This window comes from Brotaphodocola sp. (genome assembly GCF_050873365.1).
GTDB lineage: Bacteria > Bacillota > Clostridia > Lachnospirales > Lachnospiraceae > Brotaphodocola.
Genome location: NZ_JBNMIQ010000043.1, coordinates 1 through 21,659 on the forward strand (window position 1 = coordinate 1; position 21,659 = coordinate 21,659).

Here is a 21,659-nt window from a genome sequence, read left to right on the forward strand (position 1 = left end):
AAATTGGTCGGTAAATGAGGGAGGCTTATTTGGCATGCCCAAAAACAGGATGTATCAGAGCTGTATATAAAAATGGCTCTGATGTCAGGAATGGAGTAGGATTCTCATGAATCCCACCCCAACTATTGACATAGAGCCAAAAAAGTGAAATGTACAAAAAATAACCTTTCAAATAACCTTTCCCAGTATACAAAAAACAGGGCGGAAATTCCGCCCTGCCAGTTTTCATTCTTCAATTTGCTGATTCCAGATTTAGTGAACCCAGATTCCGTTTGCATCTACGCGATATCCATCCGGAGTCGTCGTGTTCGTCAGCATTGCGCCGTCGGTTCCGCAGTAGTACCAGTTGTTTCCTGCCTGAATCCAGCCAGTGCGCATCCAGCCCACAGAGTCGAAGCAATACCACTTTCCGCCGATCTGAAGCCATCCGTTTGTCGGATAGGAGCCGTTTGCGTAGCGATACCACCAGTTCTTCTGGTTGCTGTCCCAAATCCACTGATCCTGAGAAGTCGTATTGCTTCCCGGAGTCACACTGCTTCCGTTGTTACTGCTATTGCTCGTATTCTTCAGAGAGTCGAGCAGGGCATCGTCCACATAGATGTAATCGGACTCATACCACTCGCCCTTCTTGGAATTGTTATTGATCACACGAACCTTGAAGTAGTACTCGCCTTCCTTGGTGATTCTGGAAGCGAAGTCATAGTAGTTGTTTGTCGTCGTCACGGTCTCACCGACAGACTTGCTGTCACGGTAAAGGCGTACCTGATAACTCTTTGCTCCGTCTACTTCTTCCCACTTTGCGGTCGGGGTCTCCTCGTCCTCCCAGGAGAGATCATCAATTTCAAGCGGTCCCTCAAGCTCTTTTAACGTCAGCTTGATGATCAGCGTCGTACTGCTGTCTTCTCTGCGGGAACCGGTGTAAGTTGCCTTGTCACCACTTAAGCTTACCTTGCTCTTGGACATCGCATCAAAGTAGTAGTCACTGTCAGCTTCAAGTGTAACCTCGATCTTCGGCTTATCTCCGCTGGTCCACTCTGCATCGTCGTTGTCGATCTCAACATCGCTTACCTTGTAATGGCTATCCGGAGTCGTGACATCCACACTTCCATTGTCATCGCCAACCGCAACATCAGAATCCACTACCAGGTTGACTTTCGTAATCTTCGTTCGGCTAGATGCCGCAAATGTTGTTCCCGTGAATGCGGCTGCGATCAATGCCGCACCCAGCATCAGGGACAATCCCTTTTTCCATAACTTCATTCTCTTCTCCTCCTTTTACTACACCGGACCTCCATTCCCGCTCCGTCTGATTCAATTCCAATTTCGATCATCCCGACAATCTCGATTGTCCTTCAGATTGTCTTTCATTTTCGATCTTTTTCTTTTCCGATAGCGGAATTGTCTGATCCAATTCCTTTCTTCTTATCTTCTGTCTTTATCATAATGGAAAATCGTGTCCAGTTTATGTACAGTTCATAACAATTTGCTTACGGAAAGAAAACAAAAATTTTAACGTACTCAAAAACGCACTCAGAAATCCCCCGAATTTTAACCGATCTTCAGGCGAAACTTCTGTGCTTCCTTCTCAGAATCCACGATATCAATATGTGCGCCGAGAGCCTGCAATTTCTCCTCAAACTTCTCGTATCCGCGCTGAATATAGCCGATCTCATCCACAACGGTGTATCCGGTTGCAGACAGTCCTGCGAGCACGAGGGCTGCACCTGCGCGAAGATCCGGAGACTCAACCTGAGCACCCGTAAATCCCTTCACGCCGTCAATGACTGCAACGTTGCCCTCAACCTTGATATTTCCACCCATTCTTGAGAGCTCATCGACATACTTGAAACGATTCTCGAAAATGCTCTCGGTGATCATGCTTGTTCCCTCAGCTAAAGCCAGGGTCACTGCCATCTGAGGCTGCATATCTGTCGGGAATCCCGGATATGGAAGGGTCTTGATGTTCGTCGAGTGCTGTCTCGGTTTTCCAACCACACGCACCTCATCGTCGCCCTCGATGACCTCACATCCGATCTCAATCAACTTTGCAGAGATCGCCTCAAGATGCTTCGGGATCACGTTCTTGACGGTCACATCTCCGCGGGTGATCGCTGCTGCACACATAAAGGTTCCCGCCTCAATCTGATCCGGAATGATCGAATACTCCGTTCCGTGAAGGCGACGCACGCCACGGATACGGATGATATCGGTTCCCGCACCCTTGATATTTGCTCCCATGCTGTTGAGGAAGTTTGCAACATCCACAACATGAGGCTCCTTTGCCGCATTCTCAAGGATCGTCTGACCCTCTGCGAGAGCTGCCGCCATCATGATATTGATCGTTGCTCCGACAGAAACCACATCCAGATAAATGTGACTTCCAACAAGATCGATCGCATGCGCAATCACTGCACCGCGGTCAATCTCAATCTTTGCGCCCAGAGCACGAAATCCCTTCAAATGCTGGTCAATCGGACGGCTTCCGATGTTACATCCACCCGGAAGCGGAACCTCTGCGCTCTTATATTTTCCAAGCAGTGCTCCGATAAAATAATAGGAAGCACGAATTTTACGGATATACTCATCATCTACGCTGACCTCACGGATCGTAGATGCATTGATCTTTACGGAATGCCGGTCAATCCTCTCTACCTGAGCACCAATCTCTGAAATCGCCTCGAGAAGGACATTGATGTCCCGCACGTCCGGCAGATTCTCTATGATGACATCATCATCGGTCATAATGGCAGCCGCCAAAATACCAAGCGCTGCATTCTTCGCCCCGCTGATCACCACATCTCCAACCAGTGGATTACCGCCCTTCATAATAAACTGATTCATCCTGCACCTCTGCCACTTTCTTTTTAACCTATTCTTTATAACTGTTCTAACAGTTATCTCTCACTCTTCAAAACACTTACATAAAACTCACATAAAACCAAGGATTATCTATCACAAAATTTTTCTTCTAAGTGAATCATTAAGATTTCTTTAATTTTCCATCGAATATTCTTAATGATTATACCACATAAATCTGATTTGTAAAGGGAAACACCCGTTTCCCGACTGGCGCGAATCCCGCAACCGCACAGTTCCTGCATCGCACAAATGGGAACGGATTTTGCCGATGCTTCCCATTCTGAGCCGGCAAAATCCTGCCCCCACTGACTATTTTTCACTGACTGTTTTCTACTGACTGTTTTCTACTGACGTCATTTCACTGACTTCTACTGACTACTCTACGACAAGCGCACACACAAAGTCATTTCCAAGTCTGCGGAAATACTCCGTGCTGTCGTTGAGACCTGCCTTGTACATCTCCCCCGTCGCCGGATTGAAGATCGTCACATTGTAGGCGTCATATCCACACAGAAGCAGATATCCTCCGTTCTCTGTGTAGGCGACAACCGGGGTTCCCTGATCGATGAAATAAAGCATCTGCATCATACTGCATCCGCGACCATCGAGAACAAGGACGCCATCCGCGTATTTCTGGCTTCCTGTAAACTCATCGAGATGGCGGGAAAGCGGGGCAAATGCGGTCTGCGGGTCGCGAATGGTTCTCGTCACCGAACGATCCACACGGCTCCAGAGCAGGCGATGATACGAATCCGTCACATAGCCCATTCCCTCATAGGCCGTCTGGATTGCACTCGCAAAATCCATCGTCACCAGTCTCAACTGTCCGCTCGCATACGCATAGAACTCCATATTTCCAAGTGTGCGGTCTGTCTCGAGATTCAGCACATCTGCCTTCTCGTAGCTGATCTCATCCGGAACGGAAGTCCGGATTGAGCGACTGCGAACTTCTCCGTCGAGCTGGACAAAGTACACTCTTCCCTTTGTCGGGGAGGCGTACCAGCCGATTCCATCCATTCTTCCCTGACCGATGTCCGCATTGCAGACGATCGTATCCTCCACCGTGGGCGCATAACTCTGATCCCCAGAGCGCACCACACGATCGAGATGAATTCGACTCTCCTCAACCGAAACCCTTGAGATATAATATCCCTCTTTCTGGTAGGTCGTCTCAACCTCCATCTGGTCGTTCACAATCTTGACGTTGTACATCGGCTCTTCTTCTGTTCTTCCATTTACGATCCAGCGATCGCTCTCGCGCGCTGTTCCGTAGACGAGATCCCTGCCGACAAAACCGAGAACGCGGACATTCTCGCCGGCTCCGCCGTCAATCTCCTGACTCTGCCCGGTCTCAAGATCCATCAGATAGAGAGCACCGGCTCCATCCTGACTGCGTCCGCTCTGCCAGGCAAAGCGTTTTTGATCCACACTGACTGCATAGCTTCCCTTCTCCAAGCGATCGGCAACCACCATATTTTCACGGCTCTCAAGGTCAATTCCATAAACCGCATGCTTCAGATAAAGATAAAGCATTCCAGATGGGTTGAGGCAGACAAGCTGATTGAGATCTTCCTCAAGCTCGGTAAACGAACCGCTGTATGGGATGAAAAATCTCTCCTCAAGCGCATTTGCCTCCGTCTGGTAGACATAGCCTGCAATTCCCATATTTCCCTCATGCTCTCCGCGGTTCATATATCCATAGACGAGAAACTCGATGCTTCCGTCATCTCCGACCGAGAGAATCCGGGTGTCATGACGGCTGTCGTTCTCCCTCACATCCCCACTCTTTCCGCGGAACGAGAAAACCTTGACCGCATGACCGCTCTTCTGGTCATACGTCCACAGTTCCCGGCCTGCCCGGTAAGCAATCACACTTCCGGACGGACTTTTCCTGGCTTCGACACGGCTCTCATCGGTGATTCCAAGCAGAATTCGTTTTCCGGAATAATCTGCATCCTTTCCGGAAAAGATCTGGTTCACATCTCGCTCATAGTCCATCAGGTAAATGCGAAGTTCATTCCACTTCATCGTGAAATTCTCCTCAACCTCATAGACCTCAGATTCTCCGGTCTCCTCATCCTGCCGGACAGCCGGATATCTCACCTGAACACTGCTCATCGCCCCGTCAAGCTCGCGAAGAGCCACCTGAAATTCTCCCGACGGTTGCATGCCAAGTTTGCCCCAGGTCAGTCTCGAAAAACTCGAGTGAATCGTCGTGCGGTGATAAGAGGTCTCATCCTGGGAGGCATTTGTCTCCAAATACGATGCAAGCTCTCTCGCCTGCGCCGGGTCAAAGGTCTTTTCGGAGAAATTTACCGCAAGATCCACCATCGCCTGCGCGCGCGCACTGTCCGTCCACAGAATTCGGGTATAGTAATACACCGATCCGTGCTGTTCGGTCTCCAACGTAATCTGAAGCAGGTATTCCTGATCTCTCGCAATCAGATTCTGAATCGGAAACTGTGCCTGAATCCCACTATCCGTCGTCGTCCAGTTCTCAAGATCCGTTCTCTCAATCAGGCGCTGGCGATCCATACTCCGCACATCATAGTGAATCGCTGTGATCGCATCCTCCCGGTTCTGAATATCGAGCACGAGCTTTCGATCCTCCGGAATCAATGTCAACAGCTCACCTGCGACCGAGGAATCCATCTCCTGACGGTACCCTGCCATCCGGTTCATCGTCCGTCCACAGGTCTCGGCATACACAGTCGGAAGCGACGCATCCTGAAGTGCTACATAGACGGTTTCATCTGCTCCGCCCCTGTTTCGATTTCCTATCATAAAATAAATCAACAATGCTGTCGCAAAAATTCCAAATAAAATTCCTATTCGTTTTACAATCTGATACATTTCTCTGTTTCCTGTTCTCTATGTGCAATGTATTTCTGTTTGCTTCTGTTCGTTTTTCTTTTTGAGTCTCTCTCTTCCTATTTTATCTGTTTTCTCAGAAAACTACAACGAAACATTTTCTTAAAAATCAGGAAGATCTCTGAGAAAAAATTTTTCCCGTGTACAGCAACTTCTGCACTTTTTTTATTCTCAAGCTCCCTTAATTTTCTCTTGCGCCTTTCCCCGAAATCAAGTATAATGAGAATCACCCAATCGGGTTTCAGGGATTCTTGCTTATTCACTTTTTTCTCTTATTCTTCTTTCTAAGAGCCATGTTCCCTGCATGTATACAACCTATACAACCAGATAACCAAACATTTTCAAAGGAGGTCTTCTATGGATTACAAGGAATTTCTGGAGACAGTTACACAGAACCTGCACCACGCACTCGGAGAATCCTGCCGAATTGACGTGTGCCCGCTTCAGAAGAACAATGGCGTGACTTTGGACGGGATTCGTCTCTACCAGAACGGTCAGCTCTTCGTACCGACGATTTATTTAAACGCCTACTTCGATGCCTACAAGAATCATGCCATGAGCATCGAGGAGATCCTCGCTGACATCCTCGGTCTCTACGAGAATGCGATGCCACCGTCCCGTTTGAGTCCGGAATTTATGAGTGATTTTGACTCCCTGAAATCCCGCGTGATGTATCGACTGATTCACACCGAGTCGAATCAAGAACTCTTAAAGGAAGTCCCGTCGATCCGTTTTCTTGATCTGTCCGTCGTCTTCTTCCTCTACATCGAGGAGAACGCTGTCGGTCAGCTGACAACCCCGATCCGCAAGGAGCATCTGCGCCAGTGGAAGATCGGAGTCTCAGACTTATGGAAACTTGCCCGCGTCAATACGCCGACGGCTTATCCCCCGGTTATCCAAAATATGTCGGATGCGCTTGAGGATCTCTCCAACCTGACCGGAATCGAGCCAATCCACGCTCCTTCCCCCTATCTCCACAACCTTCATGCAGACAGCATGGATACCATCGCTTCAAATGAACTCACCGGAACGATGATCGGTGAGCAGGACGAGACCGAATGCGAGACGACGACTCCTCCAATCTACATCCTCACGAATTCCAGCGGACTCTACGGTGCCGGATGTATGCTGTATCCAACTGTTCTCGAAGATCTCTCCGACCGCTTGAACCAGGATCTTCTGATTCTTCCGTCCAGCATTCATGAGGTTCTCGTCCTTCCCGCAGATACTCCGATTGGTCTGAGAGAATTGCAAGTCATGATCACCACGATCAACCAGACAGAAGTTTTGCCGGAAGACCGCCTCTCCAACCAGATTTACTTTTATCGCAGGGAGGACGGCATGATCGATATTCTACCGGAAGAAATCTTCGTTACGGCTCCCACCTCATAGGAACAATAAATTTTTTTCTTTTTTTGAGATCTTTAAAATCAAGCTCACTCCAGATCAAGGAGCATTTTCTTGACCTCAAGCAGGCGGTCACGCAGAACAACTGCCTCCTCAAAGTTCAGCTCCGCTGCTGCCTGATTCATCTTCTTCTGAACTTCCTTCTCCAGCTTCTGAAGTTCTTTCTTGCTCATGGACTCGAGATCTTTCTCTTCCTTCTCCGGATGAGCTTCCGATGCCTTCGAGATCGCAATCAGATCCCTGACTGCCTTCTTGATCGTAGTCGGCGTGATTCCATGTTCTTCATTATATTTCTGCTGAATCTCTCTTCTTCGCCCAGTCTCCTCAATCGCATGGCGCATCGAATCTGTGATCGTGTCCGCATACATGATGACATGACCCTCCGCATTTCGCGCCGCACGTCCGATCGTCTGAATCAGAGAGGTCTCCGAACGCAGAAATCCCTCTTTGTCTGCATCAAGAATCGCGACAAGCGTGATCTCCGGAATATCAAGTCCCTCCCTCAAAAGATTGATACCGACAAGGACATCAAAGACATCGAGACGCATATCGCGGATGATCTGTGCACGCTCCAACGTGTCAATATCTGAGTGCAGGTACTTGACGCGAATTCCGATCTCCCTCATGTAATCGGTCAGATCCTCTGCCATCCGCTTTGTCAGCGTCGTGATCAATACCTTGTGATGACCTGCAACTTCCTTGTTGACCTCCGACACGAGATCATCGATCTGCCCCTCAACCGGACGCACAGAAATCTCCGGATCGAGCAGTCCCGTCGGGCGGATGATCTGCTCGGCACGCAAAAGTTCATGTTCCTCCTCATACTGTCCCGGCGTCGCTGAGACAAACATCATCTGGTCAATCTTGCTCTCAAATTCCGTGAAATTCAGCGGTCGGTTGTCAAGAGCAGACGGCAGACGGAAACCATAGTCGACAAGCGTCTGCTTTCTCGAGCGGTCTCCCGCATACATTCCGCGCACCTGCGGAAGCGTGATGTGGGACTCATCGACGATAATCAGAAATTCATCCGGGAAATAGTCGATCAACGTCCACGGCGGTTCGCCCTGTTTTCCGAATGTCAGATGTCTCGAGTAGTTTTCAATTCCGGAGCAGAATCCCGTCTCCCTCATCATCTCGACATCAAAATTCGTCCGCTCTGCAATTCTCTGGGCTTCGAGCAGTTTGTCCTCGCTCTTAAAATAAGCGACCTGCTCCTTAAGCTCCGCCAAAATATTCTCCGTCGCCAACTGCATCTTCTCTTTCGGAACGACGTAGTGAGATGCCGGGAAAATCGCGATGTGACCGAGCTCGCATTTGCTCTGTCCGGTCAGCGTGTCGATCTCCGTGATCCGGTCGATCTCGTCTCCGAAAAACTCAATGCGGTACGCTTCACTTCCGGAATATGCCGGAAAGATCTCAAGCACATCGCCACGGACGCGAAACGTTCCACGGTGGAAATCCATGTCGTTTCGGCTATACTGAATGTCGATCAGCTTGTGGATGATCTCATCGCGATCCCTCTCCATTCCCGGGCGCAGGGAGATCACCATCTCCTTGTAATCGATCGGAGAACCGAGTCCATAGATGCACGACACCGATGCCACGATGATCACATCGCTCCGCTCCGAGAGCGCCGCCGTCGCAGAGTGGCGCAGTTTATCAATCTCGTCGTTGATCGCCGAGTCCTTCTCAATATAAGTATCGGTCGACGGGACATACGCCTCGGGCTGATAGTAATCGTAGTACGAGACAAAGTATTCGACCGCATTCTCCGGAAAAAATTCTTTCATCTCCGAGTAGAGCTGACCGGCAAGCGTCTTATTGTGCGCGATAATCAGCGTCGGCTTCTGCAATTTCTGGATGACATTTGCCATCGTAAATGTCTTTCCGGAACCCGTAACGCCGAGAAGTGTCTCAAACTGATTGCCGTCCTGAAATCCCTTCACCAACGCATCGATTGCCTGTGGCTGATCACCGGTCGGCTGATACTCACTGTGCAGACGAAACTCCATAATTCTCCTTCCTTTCCACTTCTGTTCCTATCTTCCTATTCTGTCGTTACCATGTATGCCTTTCATTATGTCTTTTATTATGCCTTTCGCAAATTCAAGTCGACATTTGCGATCCTTCACCTTCCAAATCGGCAAAATCTGCTCCCACTCAACTTTTGTTTCCCTCAAAACTTCCAATCACATAGCAGGCGCGACCATTCTCCTTTGCCGAGTAGAGAAGATGATCCGTCTCCGTGTAGATCGTCTGCAAATCCTTTGCATGCTCAAACCGACATGCGCCAATGCTACACGTCACCTTTGTATCCGGCAGGATTCCCGAGATCGTCTTCAAAAATTCATTCAGTCTTCTCTTGACTTCCTGAACGGAGATATCCGAGGCTAACATCGCAGAGAACTCATCTCCGCCGATTCTTCCGACTGCCCCACAGTCCTTAAACGTGTGTTGGAGGCTCTCCGCGACTTCTTTCAAGACAACATCTCCGGTCGGATGACCGTAAGTATCATTGATTGTCTTAAAATAGTCGACATCAAGAAGAAGGAACCACCCCTCCTGTCCAAAATTCAACCTTCTGTCCCGGAGTCTTGTCTTGCAATGCTCGAAAAACATCTTTCTTCCCATAATTCCGGTGAGTCCGTCGAGCTGTTCGAGGTATTTCTTATAATTGATATAGCGGTAAATCATAATCAAAAACACCAGAACGATGAAACTAAGCGACATCATCGCCATCACAAACTGAATCTGGAGATGAAGCAGATCCACTCTCATCTTATCCGAAAGCTCAATTCCGTACCGGTTCAGCATATAGGTAATGCGCTGAGCGAAGTAGAAGGTGGAGGCAACCATTGCGATCAGCACGGCAATCAAGAACATCTCCCACGGCAGTCGTCTTGACCGCTCCATATCATGCACATTCTTTTCCGACAGTCGAATGAAAGTATAAAAATTCTTGCAAATCTCCATGTGTGTGATCTTCCACAGTGCCATTATCACAACCACACACAGAAGTGATACGAGAACATCATTCCGATCGAGCCTGAGCGCATTTTTTACTGTGTAACCGAGATCCGGAAACAGAAGCCCCATCCCTCCAAACACAAGGATTGCATGCATCTTCGGCGTCAGCATACTGATGACTCCTGCCCCGAACAAAAAATTCCTGTTTTTTTGCTTTCTCAACCAACAAAAGAGCAGTCCAAGAATTAGACCGAACAACGTTCTCGTCCCCACCGAAAGCAGGAAACTCGGCAGTGGAGTTCCACTTGTAAACGGTGAAAAAATCCGATCAAACGGCTGAACATAGTAAGCCGATGCCTTGTACATGCTTGCCAGTCCAAAGAGAAAGCCGACCAGCGTCGACTGAACGGGACCTAAAAAACATGCAGAAATCAAAACCGGAACGTATGCAAAAGTAATCGTGATCGGTGGAACATGTACATACCCAAGAAACGTAAAGGACATCAAAAATTCCAGAGCGACCAGAATACTCAGCATCTCTATATTGTTACTTCCCCCACACAACGTTCGCTGTGTCAAATTATTTTTCATCTTTTCTCATACCCCATCCAAAAAATTCCATAAATTATTTTTTCACAAAATCACGTTCCCCTGTATCGTTTATGAATTGTCGATAAAATAAAGTCGGTTTAACTTTCATCATATCGAAATTGATAGAAAATTTCAAGACAAAAAAGAGACAATCTTTTCCCCTCTGTTTCAAGAAAAAACTGTCTCTTTTCGCGAATGACAGTGATCCTCTCATATCAGAGAAATCCCTGCCCTATTATTTTATTTTTCCATGCGATTTTGGAAATTTGAAAACGCTTCTGACTGCCTATTTCCACTCCATCTGCGCAACATTCCAAAGACTCTCCTCAAAATTTTGCGGTATTTTTGGTAAACACACCACTATTTTGTGGATCTCTCGGTCTTACTCGTAGAGAAACCCCTTCTCATTATAAATCAGAGCCATGAACTCGACATCCTCATCGGAATTGTTCTCAAGGCTGTGGAACTGTCCAACCTCGATCAGACAGCAGTCGCCAGGACCAACCTTTGTCACAGACTTATCATTGTCGATGAAGTCCGCCTGACCTTTCAGGATATAGTACGGCTCTGTGTCATGCACATGCTGATGCCAGCCTACACTTGTGCCCGGAGGAAGAACCACCTTTGCATACATTCTTCCATGTCCAAGGAACTCCTCTTTCGAGATGATGTGGTGAACATATGCCGTTCCCTTTCCGCCACCTAAATGCTCCACTGCTGTGATATTCTCTTTTCTGACCATGCAACGCTCCTCCTGTCTGTCCTGTTTTCCCTGAATCCTTGCCCGCTCCATCTTCATGCTGTCCAAGTCAACTCTCTGTCGACATCGCGAACACTTCTGACTGAACTCAGGATTTTTCAACACGTTCAGTATACTACTTTTCTGCGCTGTTTCCAAGATAAACATCAATCGCATGGGCAACTCGCTTCGCCTTTGCGACTGCCTCGACAACGGTTCTTCCTCCATGCACGACATCTCCCGCTGCAAAGACACCCTCAGCAGTTGTTCTTCCATCCTCATCGACTTTCAGAAGTCCTTTCTCCGTTCCCTCAAGTCCCTCTGTCGTCTGAATCAGCTTGGATTTCGGTCCCTGGCTCGCCGCAATGATTGTGAAATCCGCCGGCTCGAGAATATCGTCCTCCTCGAGGGAAAGAATCTGACCATTCTCATCGAGGTTGCTCTTGTGGAAGACCGGACCGTCCTTTGTGATCTTCACGATCTGCATTCCATAGTGGAACTCTGCACCCTCGAGTTTCGCCATCTCGATCTCCTTCGGATCTGCGGCACTCTTATTTCTGCGCGCATACAACGTCACATACTCGACTCCGCGGTGAAGCGCCGTTCTCGCCACATCCATCGCCGTGTTTCCGGTTCCGATTACCGCCAGACGCTTTCCGATCTCAAACGAATCCGGGGATGCCAGATAGTGAATGCCGTAGCAGACATTCGGAAGGCTCTCACCCGGCACATTTAACGGGCGTGCACGCCACAGACCACTTCCAATAAAGACGGCATCATAGCCATCGCGGAAGAGATCCGGAATTGTCAGGGACGTTCCAATTGCCGTGTGGAGACGGATATGGATGCCAGAACGCTTGAGCAGAGCCGTGTAGCGATCCAGAATGCTCTTCGGCAGACGAAACTCCGGGATTCCATAGCGAAGCATACCACCGAGCTGGCTCTCCGCCTCAAAGATCGTGATGTCATGACCACATTTTCTCAGCTCAATCGCCGCAGTCAGTCCCGCAGGGCCACTTCCGATGATTGCAATGCGCTTTCCGCTCTCCGGAGCCGGTTTGATCTCCATACGGTCGAGGTAGGTGTCGGAAATGTATCGCTCAATCTGACCCCAGCCGATCGGCTCTCCCTTCATCCCTCGCACACAATGACCCTCACACTGACTGTCATGATTGCAGACAATCGCACATACCACAGAGAGAGGGTTATTCTCAAAGAGCTGATGAGCCGCCTCACTCATCTTGCCCTCTTTTAACAGCTGAATTGCACCCGGAATGTTTGTAGAAATGGGGCATCCCGTACTACATCTTGGTTTCTTGCATTGCAGGCAACGCTCTGCCTCGGACTGAACTCGCAACATTTGACTGATCTCCTATTCTTTCTATGATACGTATTTTTTGTGCTAATCTTTTTCTGATTGCTTTCTCTGGCAAATCTGCTCAATCAACTTGCATCCGCCTGTTGTGTTGTCATTTTTTGTGCCATTATTTTTCTTCGCAATCAAAAAATTCATGTTATTGAATAATAATTCATTATAACGACTCTTATTTTGATGTGCAAGTTCAATTCTGCATACAATTATATTGTTTTTATGCATTATTTGTTATATTTTTCACGCAATTTGTTTTCTTTTTCACAATGTAAAAATATAAAAAAATGTACTTTGATGCAATTTCCTATCATATGAAAATGAATGTGCCTTGGCACATTCTCGCGCCAAGGCGCGGTTGCTTCAGCAACCATCTTCCCCTGCGCCGAGTGCACATCCTTGCGGAACATTTTTTGTATGATAGGATGCAATTTCCTATCATATGAAAAATGCAGAAGCCGTCACGCAAAACTCTCTGCGTACAGCTTCTGCAACCAATATACTTCTTTTATGCTTTTATGATTTTATAATTTTATAATTAACTTCTTTAATCGCGGTTTAAAATCTCCATGAACTCCTCGCCGGTGATCGTCTCGCGATCATACAGGTACTTTGCAAGCTCATCGAGTTTCGCTCTGTTCTCAATCAGGATACCCGCTGCCTTCTCATGCTGTCTCTTCACGAGAGCAACCACCTGCTCATCAATCTTCGCCTGCGTCTGCGCCGAACAGCTCAGCGAAGCGTCCCCGCCGAGGTACTGGTTCGTCACAGTCTCCATTGCGACCATATCAAACTCCTTGCTCATTCCGTAGCGCGTGATCATCGCACGTGCGAGCTTCGTCGCCTGCTCGATGTCGTTGGACGCTCCGGTCGAGGAAATGCCAAAGATGACTTCCTCTGCCGCTCTTCCTCCTGTCAGCGTCGCAATCCGGTTCTCAAGCTCCGTCTTCGTCATCAGATAGTGATTGCCCTGCTCAACCTGCATCGTATATCCGAGCGCACCGGAAGTACGCGGAATGATTGTGATCTTCTGAACAGGCGCAGAGTTTGTCTGTTTCGCTGCGACAAGTGCATGTCCGATCTCATGATAGGAAACCGTCCATTTCTCCTTGTCGGTGAGGATTGCATTCTTTTTCTGGTATCCGGCAATGACAACCTCAATACTCTCCTCGAGATCCTCCTGTGTCGCATAGGAACGGCCATCGCGGACTGCACGAAGCGCTGCCTCATTGACGATGTTTGCAAGTTCCGCTCCGGAGGCTCCGGAAGCCATGCGCGCAATCTGAAGGTAGTCCACATTGTCTGCAACCTTGATCTTCTTTGCGTGAACGCGCAAAATCGACTCTCTGCCCTTGAGATCCGGAAGTTCTACCGGAACACGGCGGTCAAATCGCCCCGGTCTTGTCAGTGCCGGATCAAGGGACTCCGGTCTGTTCGTCGCCGCCAGAATGATGACTCCGTTATTTCCCTCAAATCCATCCATCTCGGTGAGCAACTGGTTCAGCGTCTGCTCTCTCTCATCGTTTCCGCCGAGATTTCCGCCATCACGCTTCTTTCCGATCGCATCGATCTCATCGATGAAGACGATACACGGAGCCTTCTCCTTCGCCTGCTTAAATAGGTCACGCACTTTTGACGCACCCATGCCGACGAACATCTCAACAAACTCAGATCCGGAGATCGAGAAAAACGGAACGTTCGCCTCACCGGCAACAGCTTTCGCGAGAAGCGTCTTACCTGTTCCAGGAGGTCCGACAAGCAGGATTCCCTTCGGCATCGAAGCTCCGATCTCTTCATACTTTTTCGGATTGTGCAGATAGTCCACAATCTCTGTCAGGTTTTCCTTCGCCTCATCCTCACCTGCGACATCTGAGAACTTGATTCCATTGGAGGACTTGATATAAATCTTCGCATTGGATTTTCCCATGCCGAAGGACATCGAGTTCGCTCCGCCCATCTTTTTCATCATCTTTCTTGACAGGAACTGACCGATTCCCCAGAAAATCAGGATCGGCAGAACCCAGCTTGTCAGAAAGCTCGCCATCGGAGACATCTGCTCGACAATCTCACTCGAAAACGATGCCCCGGAATCATACAGGCGCTGAGTCCGTCCCGGATCATCCATCACACCTGTCTTGTAAATTGTCTTGTTGTCCTTGCTCGTGAACAGGATCTGGTTGCTCTCAATCTCAACCTGACCGATCTCCTTGTTCTCCGTCATCGTCATGAAAGTTCCATAGTCAACTTCCTTGATCTGACGTTGTGCCAGATACGGTGCCATCAGAAAATTGAACATCATCAGAACCAGAAGCACAATTCCATAATAATACAGCAACGGTTTTTTCGGCTGTTTTATCTCATTCATAGCGATCCTCCTTCTCCATCTAGTCTATTTCCATCTATTCTATCTATTATACTGTTTTTGAAACGATTTGAAAATCTACAATTTTTTGATTTCTGTCACTCAACGGTACCCTAACTTTTTGTCCATGTTTTCCCTTACAAACATGGTATTTTCCCATTGTAATCCGACATTACCTGTGCTATATTGTTTTCTAAGTTACTGTTTTTGCAAAATGAAAGAAAAAGAAAAACCGTAACACATTCAAGCGTCCAAGGACGCAAGATTCTGGAGAGTCTCTTATTACAAAAGAGCGCCGAAGGTGTACGGCAGACAAGGATTCTGCCAATCTCTCAGGCAAAAGGACAGGAGGAAAAATTTTATGGACACTTTCTTACATCTGGTGGATACCGCCAATTCCGTTCTCTGGAATGTGGTTCTGATTCTGCTGTTATGTGGCACAGGTATCTACTACACCATTCGTCTCAGATTTATCCAGGTACGAAAACTGAAAGACGGCTTTCATCAGGTATTCGGCGGAATCCGACATAAGGGTCGGGAACACGGCGAAGGCGAGATGAGTTCCTTCCAGTCGGTTGCGACAGCAATCGCGGCTCAGGTTGGAACCGGTAACCTGACAGGAGCAGCCACCGCTCTGATCGGCGGAGGTCCGGGAGCAATTTTCTGGATGTGGCTTTCCGCTTTCTTTGGCATGGCAACGATCTATGCGGAGGCGGTTCTCGCACAGGAGCACAAGACCGTGCATGACGGCGAAGTCACCGGCGGTCCGGTCTACTACATTCATTCCGCTTTCAAGGGAAAAACAGGCAGAGTCCTCGGCGGAATTTTTGCAGTTCTGATCATCCTTGCCCTTGGATTCATGGGTAACATGGTTCAGGCAAACTCCGTCAGCGCAGCCTTCAGTCAGGTCTTTGCGAGCCGTCAGATCTCGATCCCACCGATCACAATCGGAGTGCTTCTTGCTGTCATGGCACTCTTCATCTTCATCGGCGGAACAAAGCGTCTCGCTGCTGTCGTAGAAAAATTTGTACCTTTCATGGCATTTGTCTATATCATCGGAAGTCTCACAGTCATTCTGTTCAACATCACGCACGTTCCGGAGGCATTCATGCAGATCATCCGCGGTGCGTTTGAACCATCTGCTGTCCTCGGCGGTGCTGCCGGTGTCACAGTAAAAGAAGCGATCCGCTACGGTGTTGCCCGCGGTCTGTTCTCCAATGAGGCAGGTATGGGTTCCACCCCGCATGCACATGCAAGAGCGGTTGTTGACACCCCTCACCATCAGGGTCTCGCTGCTATGGTCAGCGTCTTCATTGATACCTTTATTATCTTAAATTTAACCGTGTTCAGTATTCTGACTACCGGCGCACTCTCAAGCGGAAAAGACGGAATTGCACTGACCCAGCATGCATTCTCCACCGTATTCGGAAACTTTGGAGATATCTTTATTGCGATCTGCCTGCTGTTCTTTGCATTCTCCACGATCCTCAGCTGGCACTTCTTCGGTGCAATCAATGTGCGTTATCTGTTCGGATCGAAAGGACTTCGCGTTTACTCTATACTTGTTGCAGTCTTTATCATCATCGGATCTGCACTGAAAGTGAACCTTGTCTGGACACTCGCAGACTTCTTTAATGGTCTGATGGTTATCCCGAATGCGATGGCACTGCTCGCACTCAGCGGTTCGGTTGTGCTGATTGCGAAAAAGGCGGGAGCTGTTAGAAAAGCGACAGCTAAGGCTGAGGCGCATGTAGAAGTAGAGGCAAAAGGTTAAAACGCAAAGCGAAACTCAATGCTATTTAATTTTTAGGCGACGTGGCAACTAAGATTCGGCAAACCCGTGTGAGACGTCGGTGTTTAGACTGCGTATTTTGCAGTCTTATGCACCGTTACGTCGAACCCGGAGCGAGAGCATGTTTGCCGGACTTATGTTGCCATCGGAGCCGTACTAAACCCAAACTAATCATAATTTGATAGGTAAATCTTTTATACAATCTAAAAACCCCGGCGATCTCCTCACTCTCCAGAGACCACCGGGGTTCTATTATGTATATATACGATATGACTCAAATCCTACTTATACTTATCACTTCAACCAGAAGGAGAACATGAAGGATGCAATGATCAGCACGATTCCGCCGCCGAGACGGGAAGAGAGCTGTGCGTAAGCCATCAGATCCATTCTCTTTGCTGCTCCCAGACATGCCAGGTCGCCAGAACCACCACGGTTTGCCATGCAAAGACCTGCGGTCAGTGCTGCATCAACCGGATAGAAGCCAACTACATAACCGATCAGACCTGCACCGAATGCGCCACCTACAACGATTGCAAGTGCCATCGCTACATTTCCCGGAGTCATAACACTGAACAGCTCTGCAATATCAAAGTCAGCACCCATACCAACCATGATAACCATTCCAAGAACACCGCTCATGAAGCTCTGGATTCTCTTTGCACCTGCGCGAACGCCTGCCGGAATGAGACCGGTTGCTGCCAGAATGACAACGAAAATGATCATGTATGCATAAGCATGGATTGCTGCACCGGCGATTGTCGGAAGCAGTTTCTTGCTCATGATACGACCTACACAGTAGCAGGCAAATGTCAGAACAACTGCTCCAAGCATATCTTCCACTGTGGATTTTACTTTTACATCGTCACGGGCAATGTTCTCACCACCGCGTACCAGAGTCTTCTTGTCACCGGTCATCCACGGCACTTTCTCACCGATCGTATTCAAAACTGCTGATCCAATAATTGCAAAAATATTACCGATCGTCAGAACGATGATTGCAAATCCGTAAAAGTTTGCTGCCGGATCGCCGGTCACCTGCTCGTAAATGTTACTCAGCGGAACTGCACCTGCTCCATTTCCGCCACCCATGATCGGAAGCACATACTTCATGATTGTGGTTGTCGGAGCAACACCGAACAGAAGTCCTGCAGCCACACCGAAAATTCCAGCAAACAGAAGTCCACCGAGAATCGTCGGAATGTATCCTGCAAAAGATTTAATCAGGATATCCTTTTCCAGTGCCAGTACAGAACCGGAAATCAGGAAAATGATGTACATTTCCAGAAGATTGACCTCATCTCCGGAAATAACCCGGTTAATGTTCTCCAGAGCTTCCTCCGGAATAATCTTGAAATATTTGAGCAGTGCCACACCGAAGAACGCCATCAGCAATCCACCGCCGATGTAATTGTTCCAGATCGGAAGTCGCTCACCCAGTTCATAGAGAATGACTGCAAGCGCAAAACAGGAACACAGCGTTCCAACCATGCTCTTTGACTGAATTCCCCAGTACATCGGAATCGCACACAGCGCCACCGCAATCACTGCCTGCCACCAAGGAAGTCCACCGAGCTTGAATACCTTCTTCTCATCCGTAGCCATAACTTACCTCCCGTATGATATGATTTTATATATTTTTTATGCATTTATTATATTTTTTTAATACCTTTTTGTAAAATTGTATAAAATCATGTCATCATTCCAAAATGGAATTTCTGGGATCTGAGCAATCTTTGGAATCTGAGCAATTTCTGGGATCTAGGCAATTTCTGAGATTTAGGCAATCACGCAATTCCCTATTCTGAAAGTTTTCGCTCCGAATTCTCCTGCGGATACCGGCAGTGAAAATACTGTTCCGTCTGGCGGATAAACTCCTGTGCATACGGGGAGCGCGTCAAATGTTCCGAATAGATCAGCCACGTATTTCGCTGTAAAGGTCTTCCATCCGAAAAATAGAGTGGCATTGCTGACACTCCAAGATGTTTTAACTGATTCTTCTCAAAAAAGCCAATCGTATATCCCACTCCCTGCTGTGCAAGCGACCAGCTCGTCTCCACCATCCGCACGCGCACTGCCGGAGTTGGCGGTGTTTTTGTGAAATCATCCCACCACTGATCAATCAGTTTCTGGCTGTGCTCTCCAAAGGTACAGTCAATCCTCTTCATCGTAAATAAGGATTCCCGGGCAAGTGGAACAGACGCAATCGCATATGCCTGCTCCGTAAACAGACGGATTTTCTTCAGCTCACACTCATACTCGCCTCGAAGAAATGCCATATCAGAGACTCCCTCCTTGAGAAAACGCAGAAGCTCATGACTCTTCGCATGCTCCACATCGAATGTCACATTGGGATGGTGTTCCGTGTACTCTCGAATCAGGTCCGGGAGATAGTATTCTGCAAACGAGGTGGAAGATGCAAGCCGGATCGTTCCCGCCTCATTCTCCCGAAAGGCCTCGAGTCTGCGCTTAATTCCTCCGCGAAATTGAAGATAGAGCTCCGCCTGATGGGCGAGATACTCTCCTTCCTCGGTAAATGTGACTCCCTTTGTGCTTCGATCCACAATCTTGATATTCATTTCCTCTTCCATGCACTGAATCCTCTTCGTCAGTGTCGGCTGAGTCATAAATAGCTTGTCGGCTACCTTTGTGATATTCGGCGTTCGATATAGCTCAAACAAAATTTTCCAGTCAATGTCTCTCATGATTTTCCCCCATCATTCTTGTTACCGTTCATGTCATGCCTTGCACAAACCGTAACGGATTTTGCCGATGCCTCACATTCTTCCATCCAAATCGGCAAAATCTGCTTCCACCACGTTATCTTACGGCACTTTTTGTGCTCTATATTTTTCGAGATTTTTTCTCATTTTTTCATACCTTTATCATATCAGTTTTTTTGTCATTGATAAAATGTGTTTATACAAACGAATCCCATGAGCAAAAACTCATGGGATTCCAATCTTCTTATTTTGTATTCAGTTGTTTTCTACTATATATAATGGAGACTTTTATAATGGGAACCTTCCTGTCTCCTTCCCGAATCGACGCCTGTCTTCTCCCGCAGTTTCGTTTTACTTCTCAAGCTCATGTGCAGACACCAGATAGTAATGACGTCCATTTGCACTTGTCTCAAGCGTTGCAAGACGGCGGAGTGCCTGAATCTTCCACTCGCGCACCTGACGATTCTGCTGCTTTGCACATTCTTCGCTGTCACCCGCCTCATTCTCATCCCAGTACTCGGCAAGCTCTAAGCACCACTGATCGTCCTGCTCCTCGTTCGCCTGACGAATTGCCTCAAACAGAGCATTTCTTCCACCGATCAGCTTTTTCATCTTCTCTGCACGGGTCTTCGGAGAGAGTGGATGCAGATGGGTCGGATTTCCATCAAACCATCCAAGATAAGCGGTAAAGATTGCGCGCACTGTCCACTCGGTACATCCATAATATTCTCCGAGCCACGGAAGATCCCGATACTGCGGGGCAAGCTCAATCTCTGATACAAGCTCATCGATCGTCTTTCCCTGATTCATGCCCTCAAGCGTCCGAAGAAGGATATCCTCAATCGCACCCTGAAAACTCTTCAGCACTTCCTCAATCTTCTCTCTTCCATAAATCACCGAAGTGTGACCCGGAAGCAGATACTCTGCCGGGAACTTTCTGAGACGGTCGATACTGCGAATCCAGGATGCAATGTCGCGGTACTGACTCCCGCGAATCGCATAGAGGTTCGGGAAACATCCATAGTAGTTGTCTCCACAGCAGAGCACCTTCGCATCCGGAAGCCAGACTGCCATCTGGTCATCCGTCTCTCCCGGAAGGCGATGAAGCTCTAAGCGGACTCCGTCGATCTCCCGCCCCTCCCAGTCGCTCTCATAGACGATATTGGCAGGTACAAAATCATACTTATCCCCGTATGCAATGCCCTCACGGATTCCGATTCCCTGTGAAATGTTCTCCTCATCCGAGAGCTCATATCCAAACTGGCGCGCTCCTCTGCGCATCTGAATCTCTCTGAGCATTCCGGTATGTTCGAGAATCGGCGTCTTCGGTGCAAATGCGATGATCTCCTTCGCCGTATCCCGAAATGCACCTGCGCCTCCGCGATGATCCGGATGCATGTGCGTGTACAGAATCGTGTGAACCTCTTTTCCCGTCTTCTCCTTAATCAGCTCTCTCAAGCGCTCTCCGCGTCCCAGAGTATCGAGGGTATCGATCAGGATCACTCCCGTCTCACCTTCAAGGAAAATCGCATTGCTGTGTCCCATTCCGAGCACATGCCAGATGCCCTTCGTCACCTCTGTCACAGTCTCCTTGTACTCCCGCTCCGAAAATTCTCTCAGTCTCTCTTCTCCGTTCTTTACTAACATCTTGACCCCTCCTGTTACAAAATGCCCCCTTAGAATCCCCATCTTTCCATTCTGGGCGATTCCGGTAATCTCTCTGTTTTTTCTTCTTGAAAAAAGTATATCACAGACCTGAAAAGAAATATAGAAGGCACATTTTTGTAACTAGATTACCTTTTTATCACTCAGAATGGATCTCCCCCCCTCCTGAGAAAGTTTGGTTCTATACTGAATGTTGGGGTGTGTTGAAAAACATACTTCCAACATTCTTTTTGTTGTAATAAAATACATCTATAAGAAGCCTCCCAAATCATTTTACCGACCAAAGTTTAATGTTACGGAGGTGACCCCTTATA

14 protein-coding genes and 1 riboswitch are annotated in these 21,659 nt (G+C 48.1%); of the genes, 2 read left to right on the plus strand and 12 right to left on the minus strand.

Annotation, left to right across the window (positions count from 1 at the left end):
* Positions 1-252: 252 nt before the first annotated feature.
* From ACR0QT_RS13680 to ACR0QT_RS13695, 4 genes are all read right to left on the minus strand, one after another.
* The gene (locus ACR0QT_RS13680; RefSeq protein WP_432631253.1) at positions 253-1,260 is read right to left on the minus strand and encodes a hypothetical protein; all 1,008 of its coding nucleotides are present in this window, start codon (positions 1,258-1,260) and stop codon (positions 253-255) included.
* 288 nt (positions 1,261-1,548) lie between these two features.
* Positions 1,549-2,841, minus strand: a complete 1,293-nt coding sequence (locus ACR0QT_RS13685) for a UDP-N-acetylglucosamine 1-carboxyvinyltransferase (protein ID WP_432631254.1) — start codon at positions 2,839-2,841, stop codon at positions 1,549-1,551.
* 104 nt (positions 2,842-2,945) lie between these two features.
* Positions 2,946-3,179 (minus strand): hypothetical protein, encoded by a 234-nt coding sequence (locus ACR0QT_RS13690; RefSeq protein WP_432631255.1) that lies wholly within the window; start codon positions 3,177-3,179, stop codon positions 2,946-2,948.
* 55 nt (positions 3,180-3,234) lie between these two features.
* Entirely contained in the window at positions 3,235-5,712 is a 2,478-nt protein-coding gene (locus tag ACR0QT_RS13695) for a hypothetical protein (RefSeq protein ID WP_432631256.1), read from the minus strand.
* 375 nt (positions 5,713-6,087) lie between these two features.
* On the opposite strand from ACR0QT_RS13695, the gene ACR0QT_RS13700 reads away from it, so the two are divergent.
* Positions 6,088-7,122 carry a DUF5688 family protein gene (locus ACR0QT_RS13700; protein WP_432631257.1) on the plus strand — a complete coding sequence of 345 codons (1,035 nt, stop codon included), beginning with the start codon at positions 6,088-6,090 and terminating at the stop codon, positions 7,120-7,122.
* 44 nt (positions 7,123-7,166) lie between these two features.
* Here ACR0QT_RS13700 and uvrB read toward each other — a convergent pair whose 3' ends face one another.
* From uvrB to ftsH, 5 genes are all read right to left on the minus strand, one after another.
* A complete protein-coding gene (gene uvrB / locus ACR0QT_RS13705) occupies positions 7,167-9,149 on the minus strand; it encodes an excinuclease ABC subunit UvrB (RefSeq protein ID WP_432631258.1) in 1,983 nt (660 codons plus the stop codon).
* Between the two features lie 148 nt (positions 9,150-9,297).
* A complete protein-coding gene (locus ACR0QT_RS13710) occupies positions 9,298-10,641 on the minus strand; it encodes an ECF transporter S component (protein WP_432631259.1) in 1,344 nt (447 codons plus the stop codon).
* Positions 10,642-11,077: 436 nt separating this feature from the next.
* Positions 11,078-11,494: a cupin domain-containing protein gene (locus ACR0QT_RS13715; RefSeq protein ID WP_432631266.1), complete on the minus strand. Its 417-nt coding sequence runs from the start codon at positions 11,492-11,494 to the stop codon at positions 11,078-11,080.
* 76 nt (positions 11,495-11,570) lie between these two features.
* The gene (locus ACR0QT_RS13720; protein ID WP_432631260.1) at positions 11,571-12,794 is read right to left on the minus strand and encodes an NAD(P)-dependent oxidoreductase; all 1,224 of its coding nucleotides are present in this window, start codon (positions 12,792-12,794) and stop codon (positions 11,571-11,573) included.
* Positions 12,795-13,350: 556 nt separating this feature from the next.
* Positions 13,351-15,168 carry an ATP-dependent zinc metalloprotease FtsH gene (gene ftsH / locus ACR0QT_RS13725; protein WP_432631261.1) on the minus strand — a complete coding sequence of 606 codons (1,818 nt, stop codon included), beginning with the start codon at positions 15,166-15,168 and terminating at the stop codon, positions 13,351-13,353.
* A gap of 254 nt (positions 15,169-15,422) precedes the next feature.
* A riboswitch (glycine riboswitch) is annotated at positions 15,423-15,523 on the plus strand.
* A gap of 3 nt (positions 15,524-15,526) precedes the next feature.
* On the opposite strand from ftsH, the gene ACR0QT_RS13730 reads away from it, so the two are divergent.
* Positions 15,527-16,939 (plus strand): alanine/glycine:cation symporter family protein, encoded by a 1,413-nt coding sequence (locus ACR0QT_RS13730; RefSeq protein WP_432631262.1) that lies wholly within the window; start codon positions 15,527-15,529, stop codon positions 16,937-16,939.
* Between the two features lie 312 nt (positions 16,940-17,251).
* Here the strand turns inward: ACR0QT_RS13730 and ACR0QT_RS13735 are convergent, their stop codons facing one another.
* The 3 genes from ACR0QT_RS13735 to ACR0QT_RS13745 all read right to left on the minus strand — a co-directional run bounded on the left by ACR0QT_RS13735 (position 17,252) and on the right by ACR0QT_RS13745 (position 21,327).
* Positions 17,252-18,562, minus strand: a complete 1,311-nt coding sequence (locus ACR0QT_RS13735) for a 2-hydroxycarboxylate transporter family protein (protein WP_432631263.1) — start codon at positions 18,560-18,562, stop codon at positions 17,252-17,254.
* A 194-nt stretch (positions 18,563-18,756) separates the two neighbouring features.
* On the minus strand, positions 18,757-19,662 hold the full coding sequence (locus ACR0QT_RS13740) for a LysR family transcriptional regulator (protein WP_432631264.1): 906 nt from the start codon (positions 19,660-19,662) through the stop codon (positions 18,757-18,759).
* A gap of 369 nt (positions 19,663-20,031) precedes the next feature.
* Positions 20,032-21,327, minus strand: coding sequence for an alkyl/aryl-sulfatase (locus tag ACR0QT_RS13745; RefSeq protein ID WP_432631265.1), 1,296 nt, complete (start codon positions 21,325-21,327; stop codon positions 20,032-20,034).
* Between the last annotated feature and the right edge of the window lie 332 nt (positions 21,328-21,659).

What these genes read in the sequence shown, in the direction of transcription:
- ACR0QT_RS13680 (WP_432631253.1), bottom strand. Translation starts at nt 1,260, where the DNA reads ATGAAGTTATGGAAAAAGGGATTGTCCCTGATGCTGGGTGCGGCATTG.
- ACR0QT_RS13685 (WP_432631254.1), bottom strand. Translation starts at nt 2,841, where the DNA reads ATGAATCAGTTTATTATGAAGGGCGGTAATCCACTGGTTGGAGATGTG.
- ACR0QT_RS13695 (WP_432631256.1), bottom strand. Translation starts at nt 5,712, where the DNA reads ATGTATCAGATTGTAAAACGAATAGGAATTTTATTTGGAATTTTTGCG.
- ACR0QT_RS13700 (WP_432631257.1), top strand. Translation starts at nt 6,088, where the DNA reads ATGGATTACAAGGAATTTCTGGAGACAGTTACACAGAACCTGCACCAC.
- uvrB (WP_432631258.1), bottom strand. Translation starts at nt 9,149, where the DNA reads ATGGAGTTTCGTCTGCACAGTGAGTATCAGCCGACCGGTGATCAGCCA.
- ACR0QT_RS13710 (WP_432631259.1), bottom strand. Translation starts at nt 10,641, where the DNA reads ATGCTGAGTATTCTGGTCGCTCTGGAATTTTTGATGTCCTTTACGTTT.
- ACR0QT_RS13715 (WP_432631266.1), bottom strand. Translation starts at nt 11,494, where the DNA reads ATGAAGATGGAGCGGGCAAGGATTCAGGGAAAACAGGACAGACAGGAG.
- ACR0QT_RS13720 (WP_432631260.1), bottom strand. Translation starts at nt 12,794, where the DNA reads ATGTTGCGAGTTCAGTCCGAGGCAGAGCGTTGCCTGCAATGCAAGAAA.
- ftsH (WP_432631261.1), bottom strand. Translation starts at nt 15,168, where the DNA reads ATGAATGAGATAAAACAGCCGAAAAAACCGTTGCTGTATTATTATGGA.
- ACR0QT_RS13730 (WP_432631262.1), top strand. Translation starts at nt 15,527, where the DNA reads ATGGACACTTTCTTACATCTGGTGGATACCGCCAATTCCGTTCTCTGG.
- ACR0QT_RS13735 (WP_432631263.1), bottom strand. Translation starts at nt 18,562, where the DNA reads ATGGCTACGGATGAGAAGAAGGTATTCAAGCTCGGTGGACTTCCTTGG.
- ACR0QT_RS13740 (WP_432631264.1), bottom strand. Translation starts at nt 19,662, where the DNA reads ATGAGAGACATTGACTGGAAAATTTTGTTTGAGCTATATCGAACGCCG.
- ACR0QT_RS13745 (WP_432631265.1), bottom strand. Translation starts at nt 21,327, where the DNA reads ATGTTAGTAAAGAACGGAGAAGAGAGACTGAGAGAATTTTCGGAGCGG.